A 14,821-nucleotide genomic window follows, 5' to 3' on the forward strand; every position below is an offset into this window, starting at 1 on the left:
ATATAATTTAAAAAATTAGTTTATATATAATTTAAAAAATTAGTTTATTTTGCTGTAAAGTTTGATAAGTTTTTATTGTTTTTAAAATTTAAATTATATATTTACATGTAAATATATAACGTATTACTCTTTATATGAGTTTATATTACTTAATTATTTCAGTAAATAARCAAAAATTTAAGTAAAGATATTTTTAAAATATTTAAAAACAGAGTATGTTCATGTTCTTTTACACTATTTGTTATTTTTTGTAAAAATTATAGAGGATAATGCAATTTTGTAAAAAATAAAATTCAGGAGAAAATAGCAGTTACTGTTTCTACGGCAGAAAATAATGCCGTTATTAAAGCTGTGGGTAGAGCTGTTATGCACGATGTTGAGGAACAAAATGGTATTGCTTTTGAGAAAGTTGAAAAAGTTTCTGCATATTCAGGTTTAGCTTTTTGGGGGAGCTAGGCATTTTCTCGCTTCTTGTTTCTGTATGTGTGGGAGATAGATTGGGGACAGTTGTATCTCTTTTAGGAATATTTCGTACACTTTAGGAGAAGACTGATCTTCGTAGAAGATTCATTGAATTTGTCGAAGCATTTTTTTCATTTCATTATGTAAAAAAATCAATATTTGAAGGGTCTTATACTGTGTTTGATGGAAAAAACATTATTTTTAACCCTAAATATATCTTTTATTGCTGTGATTAAAGTTCAATGTTTTGCAATTGATGTTTTTCTTTTTCAAAGTGATGTAACCTGACTTTTTATAATTTATAGTTATTTTCTCGTCATAAGGCTAGCATTTTCACCCTCTTTATCAGTTTTTTCATATTGTCTTGCTGCTCTCATATAAAGGTTATCCATCAAAAATATATTTATACAGTTTAAAACTTTTTTATATTGTAAAACAAGAACAGACAAAATAAATACTCTCTATTTTCTCTTCTAATATACGTAAATTATGATTATAAATCAGTATACTCAATTAAAAAACTCATTGCTTTATAAATATTTATCATTTCAAATCTGTTTACGTTGAAGCTATCAAAAGCGTTTTTGGCCTATAACACGTTGCATTCGTGTATAGGTAAAAATTATTTAAGAAAAGGGTAAAAATTTTCTCATGAATTATCTTTAAGGCTTAAATGCTGTCGTAATATTGGGAATTGAAAAATAAAAAGATGATGCCGGTTTGTATTTTTTATGGCGAAAAGAGAGTGATACACAATGAATCTTATACCATCTCATGGAGAGGTTTATGTTATAGTGTTTACAGGCTTTATTGTGAGAGAGAGGTGCTGATATGCGGTGTTGGAAAATGTTTTTATGAAAACAGACACTTGAATTTGCAATACAAGTATATTTTGGATTGTTCTGTTACGTTAGGAAAGGATATTGTTTAAGTCAAGGTGATAAGGAGGTGATACATGAAGGAGAGGGCAAGAACAAGGTCTTGTTTCGTATAAAGATTTGCAATTCACATCTTCATGAAGGAAGTCTTCTTAATCCAGAATACGTTTATTTTTTACGCGTTAGTCTCATATAGAAAAGGAAACGTTGTTCCTTAAAGAAACATTTCGCAACGCACCTAAGCCCATCTCATGGGCGGGGTCTGTGAAGGGTATAACAGTAAATCCATTGAACACCTCCATTTTTACGCTTATGAAGAAGCAAACCGGAATCATCATACACTTTGCCAGCTCGTGGATGTTGTAAAACAGCCCTTAGCCCTTGAGAGCGTTCATAAGAGCCATTTTTAGTCCTTTCTTATACACACTTGATCAATACACTCATACCGCTTATGATGTGTAAGGGGGTAGTTTTGATTGATTTAAGATAAGCAGATTTGAAACAAGAGAATTTTGTGTTATTGGGGATTCTCATTCAAGTTGAATAACGCTATATTATCATTATAAATCAATAGCTTGTATTATCAATCAATGGATTTTTATGTTAAGGTAAAAAGAGGATATTTATAGCTTAGCCAAGAGAAGGGCAATGAAGTAAAAGGTCTTGTTTGGCACGAAGACGCGCAATCCATTGATCTTCACGAATAGCCGTATTATGGACTGTAATGAGTTCATTTTTTTTAATTGCAGCTGTTACTGTTGCTTTTTCTAAAAGACCACAAGGAATAGCTTGGTGAGCGCGTGCTTCTGCAATGTTCATGATCCAAGCGCGATAACTATAAAGACCGATAAAATCTAACTGATCGCCTGGGTATAAATCTTTTTTAGCAATAGCACAGACTTCCACGACTGGGTGGCTAAGGGGAACCATATCTTTTTTGCCATAAAGCATAACGCGTGCGCAGGTAAGGGGAACTTCCATGGCTGTTAAATGATAGGGGCGGTGAAAGGTGAAATAAGGGCCATGCCCCATTTTTAAATCTTCCATACGTTCGCGTAAACGTGGGTGTGCTATTTCTGCAATGACAAAGACCCCTGGGGAGACACCTTGACCTATTGAATAATCCACCACACCATATTGCTGTAAAATGCCCCCATCTTGTTTGGGGATAAGCACTTTGTTTAAATCTTGCAGTGCTGCTTGGGGGCCATGCATTCCTGGGCAATCGGGGAGAAGTCCAGTGGCATTGGCAATGGCTGCCATTTCAACCATCGTTTTTGAACCATCAATGAATTCAACCAACATGCGCACATTCATATTACGGCGGCGTGCTTCTTCTTCGTAAGCATCTGGTGTGGCATCAAAGAGGAGGGGATTATTTTTTCCCTTTCCCGCTGCAACAATTCTATGCCCAAGACCTGAAACAAACTCGATAAGTTCCATGCAGGAAGTAGGTTCATCACCAGCACCAAGGGTATAAATAAGTCCCCGTTTTTCTGCCTCATGTTTCAGATATGCGCCAATCGTAACATCGGCTTCAACATTCATCATGACAAGATGTTTGTTGTTTTCAAGCGCTTTGAAGCCAATTTCTGCTCCTGCTTCAGGATAACCTGTTGCATCAACGATAATATCAATTTGTTCATGACGTAAAATAAGGTCAATGTCATCTGTTGCTGCAATCAAACCTTTTTCAATGCTTTGCGTGAGGGCATGAGCATTTTCAACTTCACAGACATGTCCTTCTTCGTCATAAGCGAGTATCGCAGCATCAAAAATACGCGACGGTGTTCTCGTGGCTACGGCAGCGACTATTATACCCTCCATATGCGCAACACTTGATAATAAATCAGTGCCCATTTCACCACAACCAATCAGTCCAATACGGATGGGGGGATGGTTTTCTGCACGTTGCTTCAAATCATGCGCTAAACCTGTTAGGTTCACATTGCTTGCCATTCTTTTTTCCCATTTGAAAACTATTCTGTTAAAAAAGATTTCTTATTCATAAGGTGTATTTGTTTTTAAGACAATTAATCTTTTATTCTTGATGCTCTAATCAATAGGTTTTATAAAAGCAAGAGGGTGGTAGCTTTATCAAATGAAATAGGAATAGCGTTATGCAGCAAAAAATCGCAGTACAAGATGTTACGACTTTTATTGGAAAAGAAATGGGACTATCGGAATGGCGTCTTGTTACACAGGATATGATTAATCAATTTGCATGCGCTACAGATGATCATCAATGGATACACGTTGATGAGGAAAAGGCTAAAAAGACACCTTTTGGGGGAACGATTGCTCATGGTTTTTTAACATTATCGCTTTTATCTACGCTTGCTTATGAGGCTCTTCCAGAGTTAGAAGGGGCTGCAATGGGGATTAATTATGGTTTTGATAAAGTACGTTTCATGAGCCCTGTGAAAACAGGGGCACGGGTGCGTGCACGTTTTGTGTTAGATGATGCCGAAATTCGCCCTTCTGGTCGCGTGGTTTTCCATTATGGGGTGAGTGTGGAAGTGGAACAGTTAAAAAAACCAGCTCTTACGGCCCAATGGCTTATTGTTGCTGTCATGGAAGAAAAATCTTCTAACCTTTAAGATTATTTGAGTGCTTTATTTGATAAGAATTTTTATACGATCTTATTAGAATTTTCTTCGATGATAGCGTTGAAGATGTATTGATTTGTAATGATAATTTCGTGTCATTCATCCTAAATGCAAGTTTAGAATATCATAAGATTCTCTCACTCTAAATCTATTTTCATCTTGAAACAGCTAAAAGCACTCATTTACTACGTTTAAAAGCGAGGAAGCCTGTATGGCGTGAAATTGTACAAGATATTAATTTATAATGATACTTCACTGTTTTCTATGTTAAATGAGAGAAGACCAAAATATTGTAAAATTCTTTCATTTCAAATCTGTTTATGTTGAAGTACCCATTTGCTTCCACGTTACAAATTGGGTTGGTGTGTGGGTAAAAAACTATTAGGAAAGGACTAAAAATGGCTCTTATGAACGCTCTCAAGGGCTAAGGGCTGTTTTACAACATCCACGAGCTGGCAAAGTGTGCGATGGTGTCGGTAGGTTACTTCATAAGCGTAAAAATGGAGGTGTTCAATGGATTTACTGTTCTACCCTTCACGGGTGCTGCTCATGAGATGGGCTTGGGGGTGTTGCGAAATGTTTCTTTAAGGAATAACGTTTCCTTTTCTATATGAGACTAACGCGTAAAAAATAAACGTATTCTGGATTAAGAAGACTTCCTTCATGAAGATTACGTGAATTGCAAATCAATGGCGTTTTGTTTTGCATGAGGGGCGTGAACCCATTAAAGAGCGTGATAAATGAAAAGCGTGGGGCAATGCGTAATCTCCATTCTTTAAAGGATATTGCTTTAGAGATTTTTGAAAATCGTAAAGCTGAATTAAAAGGATATGGTAAAGATGGCAATTAGTTTGTACCTTTACGCCTTTAATATTCTTCCAAAATGAGGCTGTCTGCTTGTTTCAGAGATTATCCAACAGAGATACGCAATACCCTTGCCCCTATTGGGCATACAAAAGCTGATACAGTGCGTAAAGCACTGAACCGTTGTTGATCTCAAATATGCGGCGGCTTTGAGTTTAGATGTTGATTTATAGTCAATAACAAAGGTACGTGCTTTTTTATGAAGCGTAAAGATGGAAGGCACAATGGGGTGACTGTTATGCTATTCACGGATGTTGTCGTGAAATGGAATTGAAGATTTTATGCCTCTTTTAAACAAGCGCAATGAATATGTGAGCCAAGTCTATTCCGTTTGGGGTATTCTGTTTTTATGAGCAGGTTGTGATCTCATTAAAGAGTGTGATAAATGAAAAGCGTGGGGCAATGCGTAATCTCCATTCTTTAAAGGATATTGATTTAGATGTTTTTGAAAATCGTAAAGCTGAATTAAAAAATGATGGTAAAGATGGTAATTGGTTTGCACCTTTACGCCTTTAATATTCTTTCCAAAATGAGGCAGTTTTTTCATTTTAGAAATTATGTCTACGAAGTTATGCAAGAGGCTCGCTTGCACTTTGGTATACAAAGGCAGGAACAGTGTTTAGAGATTTTATCCCCCTCAATATGTCTTTAAAATAGGCTGTCGCATTTGGTCTAGATATTGGTGTATAAGCCACAAGTTAAAGCAGAAACTTTGTTTAAAAAAATAATGCTATAAAACCATTCGTAGAAGTTTTAACTGGAACAGCAGATATAGGTTGCTCAGCAGAAGGATTCTAGTTTGTATAGAGGAAGGCTCATGTGGAACTGATGCAAAGGTAGTGAGCGTAGAATCTGTAGGGATAAATGTTTCAAACGTTTCAGATTCTTTAGGAAAAGAAGATGTAAATGGTATAAGCAGAGGCCCAACAGATGGAGGTTGTTCAGGCTAAATAGTCTCTGTTGGTTGTTCAGAAATAGATGGGCAATGAATTGGAGAGATGTTCCTGTATTCTATCAAACATTTTGGGAGGAAACAATCATATGTTGAGAGTGATTAATCATAGTTATGGTGGAGGTGTGATAGCCTTAAGGGTTATAGCGGATTGTTATGTCGGCTTGATCACTTTGAGGGGGCTGTGGGCTTATGGATGGATTGCAATCAATAGAGTGGTTTAATATGATAATTTATCGTTTTATGGTGAGAGAGAATTTTGAATGTTGTAAGCTTTCTCATTTCCTTTTATATTGATTGCGGCAACAGATGATATTGACCTTGTTTTGCGCCATGAACAAATTGATATTATCGTTGATGCAACTGGTTATCCTGAAGCGGGAGCAGAAATTAGCTTTAAAGCACTTGAAAACAACAAACATCTTGTCATGATGAATGTTGAAGCCGATGTTACGATTGGCGTGTATCTGAAACATGAGGTAGAAAAATGAGGCCTTATTTATACCCTTGGTGCTGGTGATGAACCTACTTTCTGCATGGAAGCCATTAAGATTATTTGCTTGGTTACAAACTGGGGGCTTATGTCGATAAATTCACTTAAGAAAAGAGAAAACGGCTTGGCTTTTTATGGGCGTTTTCAAATCGCCCAATAGGTGTTTCTACTTGCGAGGTGTTGTACTTTAGAAGTGGCAAAGAGGGTAATAATACAAGCCCGTGAAATTCTAAGTCTTTTAATGCTTTGTTTTATCAAGTTTTTGTACGATTTTATCAGAAGTCCATTGGGTTGTAATATTGAGGACAATCAAAAGAATGATGACGATGGTCATGATAAAGGTATTATAGCGTTGATAGCCATAGCGGATTGCCATGTCTCCTAAACCGCCTCCACCAAGATATCCGGCAAGTGAGGTGGCGCCTATGAGAGAAATGACCATGACTGTAAAACCTGTAATTAGGCTAGGGAGAGCTTCAGGAATAAGAACATATCGGATAATTTGAAGACGGCTTGCACCCATAGAGCGGATTGCTTCAATGAGACCTTTTTCAACGGTTTTAAAAGCGAGTTCTGCCATGCGTGCATAAAAAGGAGTTGCTGAAATGATAAGTATAAAAATTACAGCAGGCATTCCTATCCCTCTTCCTACAACGATACGCGTAACGGGAAGAAGATAAAATGCAAGAATAATAAAGGGAATAGCACGAATACTATCAACGATCATGCTTAAAGGACGATTGATGAGACATGAGGCAAAAATCCCTCCGCGTGCTGTTGTATGAAGAAGAAGACCAAGGGGAAGCCCTATAATAAATGCCATAAAAGAAGCACTCAGTGTCATCAATATTGTATCAATAACAGCTTGGGGAAGTTCATGAGTCAAAACATTAAACATAGCCTAATACCTCACAATATCGTCCTTTTTTCGTTAACCATTGAACAGCTTTTTCTAAAGCTTCTTTATTTTCTCCAGGAAGCGCCAAGAAGAGTCGCCCGATGGTTTCATCTTGAACGGTATCAATACCACCATGCAAAATACGTGCTTTTAAACCACTCTCATTTTCTAGAAGATGAAGAAAAGGTTGCTGGGCAATTTCACCTGCAATATTGATTTCAATGACAGCTTCTTGTCCTATGTTCTTGAGATTTTTCGCAAATTTTTCAGGAAGTTGCGGGGTGACAAGTTTGAGCATGGCGATGGTTGTATCATCTTGCGGTGATGTAAAGATGTCTTTCACACGTCCTTCTTCTACAATGTGCCCTTGATTAAGAACAACGACGCGATGCGCTATGGTGCGCACAACTTCCATTTCATGGGTAATGAGTACAATCGTGAGATTGAGGCGTTTGTTAATATCTGCAAGGAGCTCTAAAATAGATTGTGTTGTTTCCGGATCAAGAGCAGAAGTTGCTTCATCGGATAACAATATTTTAGGATTAGCGGCTAGAGCACGGGCAATCCCAACGCGTTGTTTTTGCCCTCCTGATAATTGTGCCGGATAGCAATATTCCTTCCCATCTAACCCAACCAATTCAATGAGTTCAAGGGCACGTTTGTGGCGTTGTTTTTTACTAACACCACTTAATTTAAGCGGCAATGCAATGTTATCAAGAATATTTTGCGAAGAGAGAAGATTGAAATGTTGAAAAATCATTCCAATCCGTTGACGGTAAGGCGCCCATTCCATCTCTGATAAATTTGAAATATCAACATCTTCAAAAGAAATGGACCCAGCATCAATCTTTTCTAACCCATTTAAACAGCGAATAAGTGTCGATTTTCCTGCGCCACTGCGTCCAATAATGCCAAGGATTTCACCAGCATGGATATTTAAAGAAAGATTATTAATTACCGGAACACCAGCCGTTTTGTTAAAACAACGGCTGATGTTTTTTAAGGAGATAAGCGTAGGTTTTTCCATTAACAATTACCGAGATATTTGGCACAATTACCAAGATGTTTGGGCGGTTTTGCCAAAAATCTCTTTGATTTTTGCACGGATAAGATCGTTGTTATAAGCGGCAACTAACTTTTTAACCCATGGTTCATCTTTTTCGCTCGTGCGTACAACGATGATATTATCATAAGGATTATTTTTTGCGCTTTCCCATGCGACCACATCTTTTTCGGAGCTTAATCCGGAAACAATCGCCCAGTTTGTATTTACAATGGCAATATCAAAATCGTCGATTGCACGCCCGAGCATACCGGCATCGAGCTCACGAATTTGCAAGTTTTTAGGATTTTCAATAATATCAAGGGGAGAGGCAAGAATATTATGAGGATCTTTTAACTTAATCAGACCTAAAGAATTGAGAAGAAGTAAGGCTCTTCCACCATTCGATGGGTCGTTAGGAATACCAACATGTGCACCATCACGCAGATCTTTTAAGTCTTTAATTTTGTGTGAATAAACGCCGATTGGAGCAATAAATGTATAGCCGACAATTGAAAGTTTATAGCCACGTTGTTTCATTTGTTCATTAAGATAAGGGGCGTGCTGAAAAGCATTTGCATCGATCTCTCCTGCGTTAACAGCGTCGTTAGGCAAAGCGTAATCAGAAAAATAAACGAGTTCAATATCTAAGCCGGCTTTTTTAGCCTGTTCAGCAGCGATTTTCCAGATAATCGCATCCCGTCCTTCCATAATACCAAGTTTGATTTTTGTTTTGTCAGCAGCCATGGAAAAAGCAGTAGACAAAAAAAGTGCCAAGAGAGAGAGAAATAATCCTCTAAGACGACTACGAGAAAAAAATTTTAATGTCATGTGCTTTTAACTTTCTTTTATAAGAGATTTTTTTAGGCTTTTATAAGAGATTTCTTGAGGGAAGCTTCAATATACTCTGTATTTTTTTAAGAAGACCCAAAACTATACAAGATTTAGAGAATATTCAATCACTTTTATTTTAAAAAGAGTATTCTTTTTCTCTCCATTTTCGGCAGTTTTGGGGAAACATCACCATTTGTTCATAGAAATTTTCTGAAATTTAGACAATTAATTCTTCTATTGTAATGATTTGTTGAGGGAACCAATGACACTTTAAAAACTTCTTTAAGAGAATGATTGGTTGAAGAGTTAAGCAATCAGATGATTGTTTTAGTCGTCAATTTATAAGGAACATATTACGCAATCAAGATCAAGAGGCTGTGTCCGTGTAGAGGGGTGGAGGCAATAAGAGAGATTTTGTTGCAATGTTGCTGGTCCTTTTGGGGAGGATAAAGGTGATGATTACCAGATTTAAACTCGGCAAACTTTTGCATAGGTGAATATTTTGCCCTTCAAATGTTAGAGAGGAAGAAAAATAATGTTAAGAAAGAATTTTTTATCAACAATGATGACTTTATGGGCTTTAGGAGCGTCAGGGGTGGCAATGACTGCTTCTCACGCGCAAGCTGGGGCCATTATTGGAACCGTTGCTCGTGTTGCATCAGGTCAGGTATCTTTACGCACAGGTCCTGCGACAGCTTATAAAGTGATTACAATGGTTCCAATGGGAGAAAAAGTGCAAATTTATGGCTGCCTATCCAATAAAACTTGGTGTTCTCTTGGTTATCATGGAAAAGTTGGTTGGGCATCTGCACGTTATGTCAATGTCACCAATGTTCCTACCATTGCTTTTACAAAGATGCCTGTAAAATCACATTCCATGATAAAATCACCAAAGGAAAAAGTAAAACAGGCTGTTTCTGATTTTAAAGCTCTTCCGGCCATGCAAAAAACACACAAAAACATGCAAAAACTTTACACAACAGATGTGATTATCGATTCCACAGGTGTCAAAAAAAGAGATGAACGGACAATTTTAAATCCGTCTCCAAACGCACAAGGCGTTTCTGTAAAGCGCGTAAATGCTTATAATCCGATCTTTCCTGATGATGTCAATTATAAAAATTTTGAACGCAATGAAACGCGTTACCGTGTTGTGACCTATCCAGCTCCATAGGGATAAAGTGAATCTCACAACAGGGATGACAAAAAGTACAGCAGCATGAAGCAAAAAATGCTTTATGCTGTTGATTTTGTTCATATTGTAAAGCAGCAGCAAGAGGGCGATTGGTAGGAATCGACTTAAAAAGAACGATTGTGCAGAGAACGGTGCAGAGAGAGATCTTTGTTCTTTAAAAGAGAAAGTTTAAGAATATTCGTGGTAGAATTTGCTAATGTCCTGAAATACTCTCTTTTAGGATGGAGGGAGATGGACGTTGCTTAAAGAATCTGAAATTTTTACAGCTAATATATTAATTTATAAAGACAATTTAGTGTTATTTATATTAAATTAGAACACTAAAGATCGTATGATTTCCTCATTTCAAACTTGTTTATCTTAAAACAATCAAAATTATTGACTTGCATGTCAAAAGCAAAGCTTGTGTGTAGGTGAAATTGTATAAGATCAAGGATTAAGAGTGCCTCTTATGAATCGTTTCAATGCAAAAGATGTTGCAATATTGGGGATTGGCAAAGTGTGTGATGGTGCTGGTTTTCTCCTCCATAAGCATCAAGATGGGGGTCTTAATGGCTTGATTGTTATACTCTATCATGGGCGCTATCGCGAAATGAGATTAGAAACGAAATGTCTCTTTACAAAGAAACACGTGAATTAATAACAAAACTATATTCTGTTTGGGGCGCTTTGTTCTTCGGGAGAGGTGTGACTCCATTTGTGATCCTATTAAAGAACGCAATAAACAAAAGCGTGAGGTAATGCGTAATTTCCATTGTTTCAAAGATATCGCTTGAGATGCTTTTGAAAGTCATAAAGCTGAGCTAAAGAATGATGGCAAAGATGGAAGTTGGTTTCCACTTTAAAACTCTATACTCTTCTCAAATTAGACTAACTCCTCGTTTCAGAGATCACACAAACAACAGATATGCAAGATCCTTAATTCCTCTACCCGGCATATAAAAGCTACAGCAGCAGAGCAAGCATTGAATCGTCTCAATCTTTTTTAAACATGCTGCTGCGTTAAGTTTTGACGTTGATTGAAAAGTAACAAGATTGGCTTTGTAAGGCGCTTTGTTTTTTTAAATAGAGAAATGATTAATTGTTCGACTTAGACTTTATCAAATTACGAGAAATAAGCAATTCAGCAATTTGAACAGCATTTAATGCGGCTCCTTTTCTTAAATTATCAGCGACAACCCAGAAAGCTAAACCATTTTCAACGGTGATATCTTCACGAACACGGCTAATAAAGGTGTCATCTTCTCCTGTACATTCATAAGGTGTGGTATAGCCGCCATCTTCGTGTTTATCGATAAGCTGACAACCGGGGGCATCGCGGAGAAGCGCTTGTGCTGCAGATGCACTGAGTGGTTTTTCAAATTCAACATGGACAGCTTCTGCATGACCGATAAAGACAGGAACCCGAACAGCAGTGGCTGTTAATTTAATTTTCGGATCGAGAATTTTTTTCGTTTCAGCCGTCATTTTCCATTCTTCTTTTGTATAACCATCTTCCATGAAAATATCGATATGGGGAATGACATTAAAGGCAATGCGCTTGGTGAATTTTTTTGATGTAATTGGATCAGCAACAAAAACGGCGCGTGATTGTTCGAAAAGCTCGTCCATTCCTTCTTTACCAGCTCCAGAAACCGATTGATATGTAGAGAGAACAACACGTTTAATGGTGGCAGCATCATGGAGAGGTTTTAAAGCTAACACCAGTTGAATTGTTGAACAATTAGGATTGGCTATAATATTACGCTTAGAAAAGGCACTTACAGCTTCAGCATTGACTTCAGGGACAATTAAGGGAACATTGGCATCATAGCGCCATGTGGAGGAATTATCGATGACGACACAGCCGGCTGCGGCGATTTTAGGGGCATATTCTTTAGAAATGCTTCCCCCCGCAGACATAAGACACAAATCTGTATCAGAAAAATCGTAAGTATCCAGTGCTTTTACTTTTAAAGTTTTATCTCCATAAGAAACTTCTTGTCCTAAAGAACGCCGTGATGCTAAAGGAACAATTTCATGCGCAGGAAAACCACGCTCTTCTAAAATTGTAAGCATTTCACGACCAACATTTCCTGTTGCGCCGACAATTGCAACTTTAAAACTCATTTTCTATACTCCTTCGTGTCTCTCCACATCTATTCCCCGCGCTATACTCAAGAGAGAGTGAGTGGTCAAGAAACAATCATAAATTATATCTTCAACAATCCCGTTTTGTGCACAGCAATCATAATCACGAGCACAAATAAATTGTTTTATTTCAAATAATACGGTCTTTTTAATCTTTCAGAATTGAAAAAATTGAATATTTTATGCTAAGTTTCATGCTCTTTGAGAGAGCACTTAAGTGAATTCTTACTCTTCTGTCAATTGTTTCTCTTTACTCTTTTGCATTTTTTAAAAGATGCTATGGTGCATCGCGTTGGAAGATTTGTTTTATCTTTTATTGGTTAAATATGCAATTTTTTACTTTCCTTCTTACGCCTTTAAAGATGAGGTTTCCTCTTCGCTCTTTGAACAGCTCAACTCTAGCAGCTTCCACTTGGCTTTTCACTCTTCATTTAAATAAAGGTCAACAAGAAAGTCTAACAATATTTAACATGCATTCTAAAGATGTTTGGTATTTGGAAAACATTTGAATATTTCAAGAAGGCGTGTGTGCCTCACATTTTTATAACCCAAATAAAAAGATTGACGACACAACGAGATAAATTCGAGTATCTACTGTATAAACAAATTCTTATAAACGCTACACAGCTATTGTTTTTTTGTGTCTGTTTTTACTTTATCTTTTTATGCCATAAAATACTTTATTTGAGCTATGGTCGTATAAGGTATGTCAGATTTCTTAATAGATGTGTTTTTTTCGTACGTGGTGAAGATTCTTAGGCTCGTTTGTCAAGCCTTTTGTGTAAGCGTCTCATATGAGTGAAAAGCAAATGGAACGATAGAGCTTTTATGAAATAATTAAGAAGCATCATCTTTATACTTCATAAAAAAGAGAGGAATCATCTATACTTTACCAGTTCCTATACATACCTTGGCATTAAGACGATTAAGAGGCATTTTGCATCCTTTCTTGTATAGTTTTTCTTTACACACCAACTCTGTTTGTAATGTGCAAATAGGTGATTTTGATTGATTTAATATAGAACAAATTTGAAATGAGAAAAATTTACGATATTGTCAATTCAATATGAATAACGTTATATTATTATAAATCAATGGGGTATCTTTAAGTTGAAACCACTAAAATTGGGTTATTTAAAGAATAGATGAGTTTAAAAACCTTTATCCTTTAAAGTGTAGAGCGATAGTCAAATTAAAGTTATTAAAGACATTGGTTATCGCTTTCAGTGAATTCATAAAAAGAAGGGGTGATTTTTTTCATCAGAAATCAATTGCAAGATTGCTCTTTGTTTTTTACGGGTAAGGATTCTGAAATTTTTCAAAAGTAAAAATTCTGCTTTGCTCGATATTTTGTCATTATAACAATAGAGGCTCTCTTCTTTTTTTGCACTATCCGCGAAAAAGAAGGAAATAGGAACATCGAGCCTCTCAGTAATTTCTTGTAAATACCTTGCACTTACGCGATTTAAACCTTTTTCATACTTTTGGATTTGTTGGAAGGTTATCCCCAAATGATTCCCCAATTGTTTTTGAGAAACCCCCTTGATTTCTCTTCTAAAGCGAATTTTCTTGCCCAAAGAAATATCGTAAACATGTGGATTTTTAGTTGGCACTTTGCACCCCCTCCGGTTGCGAGCGTCCTCGCGTTGGTATTCCGGGAGTTAAAGGTACTGAACCCTAGTCAGTTTTTTTGCTTTTAGTGCTGAAAAGCACTTGGACATAGCAAAAACTCCCGGAATCCCGAAACACCCACAAGAGTGGGTCTATTTTTACGCTAGGGTTTAGGACCTTTAATCCCTTTTGATCGGTGCGTAGACGATCAAAATATCTTTTAAGTGATAAAGTAATTTCAGAAGATTGGCAAGAAAAATGAACATATTTTTATTTTGTTATGCTGAAAATAAGAGCGTTTGAGTTGGGGTGAGAGGGGGCCATGAGAGGCAAGGATATGCCCGTTGAGGGACCTTCAAACATATCAATAAGGAGCTTTTTGTGAGAGAGTATGTGGAATATTTTAGGGGGGAGCCTTTTGAAGTACGGTCCTTTGAGAGTGGGAGAGGTGGTTGTTCAAGTACAATTTGCTGGATAAGACGTTGGATTGTCGTTTACAGAGCGGCTGTTTACCCAGTGGTGTGTGTGAAAATTTTTGTTTGGCTTATTTCTGTAAAGACGTAAAAGCGTAAAAATGTGAATCTGTAAAATGATGCGGAGGATTTATGCCATTGTGTGTTTTTTGGCATGGCGTGGAATGTGGAGAAAAGAGAAGGAATGGAGGATGGATAGAGAGGAGGAGAAAATCCTGCGGATGGAGGGGAAAGCTGAGAGAAGGAGAGGGTATGTTGACTCGAGAAGCGGAAGAATGGAGAGAATGAGTACGGACAGCTTCGGGTGGTGCGTACAAGAGGCATAGTATGAAGGGTGGTAGAGAGAGGAGACTGAGCTTATCGTTTTTTTAGCGCGCATT

Annotated in this window: 10 protein-coding genes and 2 pseudogenes; 6 read left to right on the forward strand and 6 right to left on the reverse strand. The window is 37.1% G+C overall.

Annotation, left to right across the window (positions count from 1 at the left end; translation table 11 throughout):
- Positions 1-1,970 precede the first annotated feature (1,970 nt).
- Positions 1,971-3,299 (reverse strand): NAD(P)H-dependent oxidoreductase, encoded by a 1,329-nt coding sequence (locus tag CEV08_RS05145; protein WP_100130651.1) that lies wholly within the window; start codon positions 3,297-3,299, stop codon positions 1,971-1,973.
- Between the two features lie 161 nt (positions 3,300-3,460).
- Between CEV08_RS05145 and CEV08_RS05150 the strand changes: the two genes are divergently transcribed.
- From CEV08_RS05150 to CEV08_RS05160, 4 genes and pseudogenes are all read left to right on the forward strand, one after another.
- Positions 3,461-3,940 (forward strand): MaoC family dehydratase, encoded by a 480-nt coding sequence (locus tag CEV08_RS05150; RefSeq protein WP_100130652.1) that lies wholly within the window; start codon positions 3,461-3,463, stop codon positions 3,938-3,940.
- Between the two features lie 469 nt (positions 3,941-4,409).
- Positions 4,410-4,983 (forward strand): annotated as a pseudogene (locus CEV08_RS09950) (hypothetical protein); the annotation flags it as partial.
- Between the two features lie 871 nt (positions 4,984-5,854).
- Entirely contained in the window at positions 5,855-5,989 is a 135-nt protein-coding gene (locus tag CEV08_RS10135; RefSeq protein WP_280951724.1) for a hypothetical protein, read from the forward strand.
- A 69-nt stretch (positions 5,990-6,058) separates the two neighbouring features.
- Positions 6,059-6,314: pseudogene (locus CEV08_RS05160) on the forward strand (homoserine dehydrogenase); the annotation flags it as partial.
- 182 nt (positions 6,315-6,496) lie between these two features.
- Here CEV08_RS05160 and CEV08_RS05165 read toward each other — a convergent pair.
- Genes CEV08_RS05165 through CEV08_RS05175 form a run of 3 tightly spaced genes read right to left on the reverse strand, consistent with a single transcriptional unit; the run spans position 6,497 to position 9,029 of the window.
- Complete coding sequence (locus CEV08_RS05165; RefSeq protein ID WP_100130653.1) at positions 6,497-7,156, reverse strand: methionine ABC transporter permease; 660 nt, start codon at positions 7,154-7,156, stop codon at positions 6,497-6,499.
- The gene (locus CEV08_RS05170; protein WP_100130654.1) at positions 7,149-8,183 is read right to left on the reverse strand and encodes a methionine ABC transporter ATP-binding protein; all 1,035 of its coding nucleotides are present in this window, start codon (positions 8,181-8,183) and stop codon (positions 7,149-7,151) included. Before CEV08_RS05170 ends, CEV08_RS05165 begins: the two co-directional genes overlap by 8 nt.
- A gap of 27 nt (positions 8,184-8,210) precedes the next feature.
- Complete coding sequence (locus CEV08_RS05175; protein WP_100130655.1) at positions 8,211-9,029, reverse strand: MetQ/NlpA family ABC transporter substrate-binding protein; 819 nt, start codon at positions 9,027-9,029, stop codon at positions 8,211-8,213.
- A 538-nt stretch (positions 9,030-9,567) separates the two neighbouring features.
- On the opposite strand from CEV08_RS05175, the gene CEV08_RS05180 reads away from it, so the two are divergent.
- Both CEV08_RS05180 and CEV08_RS05185 read left to right on the forward strand, forming a co-directional pair.
- On the forward strand, positions 9,568-10,206 hold the full coding sequence (locus CEV08_RS05180) for an SH3 domain-containing protein (protein WP_100130656.1): 639 nt from the start codon (positions 9,568-9,570) through the stop codon (positions 10,204-10,206).
- A 472-nt stretch (positions 10,207-10,678) separates the two neighbouring features.
- A complete protein-coding gene (locus tag CEV08_RS05185) occupies positions 10,679-10,867 on the forward strand; it encodes a hypothetical protein (protein ID WP_245407043.1) in 189 nt (62 codons plus the stop codon).
- Positions 10,868-11,304: 437 nt separating this feature from the next.
- Here CEV08_RS05185 and CEV08_RS05195 read toward each other — a convergent pair whose 3' ends face one another.
- Positions 11,305-12,336, reverse strand: coding sequence for an aspartate-semialdehyde dehydrogenase (locus CEV08_RS05195; protein WP_100130658.1), 1,032 nt, complete (start codon positions 12,334-12,336; stop codon positions 11,305-11,307).
- A gap of 1,253 nt (positions 12,337-13,589) precedes the next feature.
- Positions 13,590-13,970, reverse strand: a complete 381-nt coding sequence (locus tag CEV08_RS05200) for a helix-turn-helix domain-containing protein (RefSeq protein WP_100130659.1) — start codon at positions 13,968-13,970, stop codon at positions 13,590-13,592.
- Positions 13,971-14,821: the final 851 nt, after the last annotated feature.

The sequence above is a fragment of the Bartonella tribocorum genome (genome assembly GCF_002778015.1).
GTDB lineage: Bacteria > Pseudomonadota > Alphaproteobacteria > Rhizobiales > Rhizobiaceae > Bartonella > Bartonella tribocorum_B.

Coding starts and splice junctions, on each gene's coding strand:
- CEV08_RS05145 (WP_100130651.1), bottom strand. CDS start 3,299: ATGGCAAGCAATGTGAACCTAACAGGTTTAGCGCATGATTTGAAGCAA.
- CEV08_RS05150 (WP_100130652.1), top strand. CDS start 3,461: ATGCAGCAAAAAATCGCAGTACAAGATGTTACGACTTTTATTGGAAAA.
- CEV08_RS10135 (WP_280951724.1), top strand. CDS start 5,855: ATGTTGAGAGTGATTAATCATAGTTATGGTGGAGGTGTGATAGCCTTA.
- CEV08_RS05165 (WP_100130653.1), bottom strand. CDS start 7,156: ATGTTTAATGTTTTGACTCATGAACTTCCCCAAGCTGTTATTGATACA.
- CEV08_RS05170 (WP_100130654.1), bottom strand. CDS start 8,183: ATGGAAAAACCTACGCTTATCTCCTTAAAAAACATCAGCCGTTGTTTT.
- CEV08_RS05175 (WP_100130655.1), bottom strand. CDS start 9,029: ATGACATTAAAATTTTTTTCTCGTAGTCGTCTTAGAGGATTATTTCTC.
- CEV08_RS05180 (WP_100130656.1), top strand. CDS start 9,568: ATGTTAAGAAAGAATTTTTTATCAACAATGATGACTTTATGGGCTTTA.
- CEV08_RS05185 (WP_245407043.1), top strand. CDS start 10,679: ATGAATCGTTTCAATGCAAAAGATGTTGCAATATTGGGGATTGGCAAA.
- CEV08_RS05195 (WP_100130658.1), bottom strand. CDS start 12,336: ATGAGTTTTAAAGTTGCAATTGTCGGCGCAACAGGAAATGTTGGTCGT.